The organism is Methylobacterium oryzihabitans, from assembly GCF_004004555.2.
Taxonomy (GTDB): domain Bacteria; phylum Pseudomonadota; class Alphaproteobacteria; order Rhizobiales; family Beijerinckiaceae; genus Methylobacterium; species Methylobacterium oryzihabitans.
On the sequence record NZ_SACP01000110.1, the window covers coordinates 1 to 520 of the forward strand.

The window sequence follows — 520 nt, forward strand, 5'->3', positions numbered from 1 at the left end:
AGCAATGCGTCCGTGACATTGCCGAGCAGTACCGCCAGCGCCGCAACCTGCTGGTGAAAGGGCTGCACGAGCTGGGCTGGATGGTCGAGAACCCCAAGGCATCGATGTACGTATGGGCGAAGATCCCTGAGCAGTATGCACACATGGGCTCGCTGGAGTTTTCCAAGAAGCTGCTGGCCGAGGCCAAGGTGTGCGTGTCGCCGGGCATCGGTTTTGGCGAATATGGTGACGACCATGTGCGCTTTGCCCTGATCGAGAACCAGGACCGTATTCGCCAGGCCATTCGCGGCATCCGGCAGATGTTCCGGGCTGACGGGTTGGCCCGCAAGTAAGCGCTTGGGGCTGCAAAGCAGCCCCTCGATTTTGCAGCAGGGCGAGCTTTCCGCCTGCGTTTCACCGATCAGCCTACCTATCTTCAGCACTCATTTCTCACCAAAGAGACTCCTCCCCATGAGTGTGTTCACCGCCTACTTCTGTGGCACCGGCTCGCATCGCTTCGACGATGCAAACCCCAACTTCT

At 59.2% G+C, this 520-nt stretch carries 2 protein-coding genes; both read left to right on the forward strand.

Annotation, left to right across the window (positions count from 1 at the left end):
- Positions 1-332: aminotransferase class I/II-fold pyridoxal phosphate-dependent enzyme (locus EOE48_RS28590; protein WP_127734233.1), on the forward strand; the 332-nt coding region annotated here is incomplete at its 5' end.
- Between the two features lie 4 nt (positions 333-336).
- On the forward strand, positions 337-520 hold a 184-nt coding region (locus tag EOE48_RS29665; RefSeq protein WP_210249615.1), incomplete at its 3' end, for a hypothetical protein.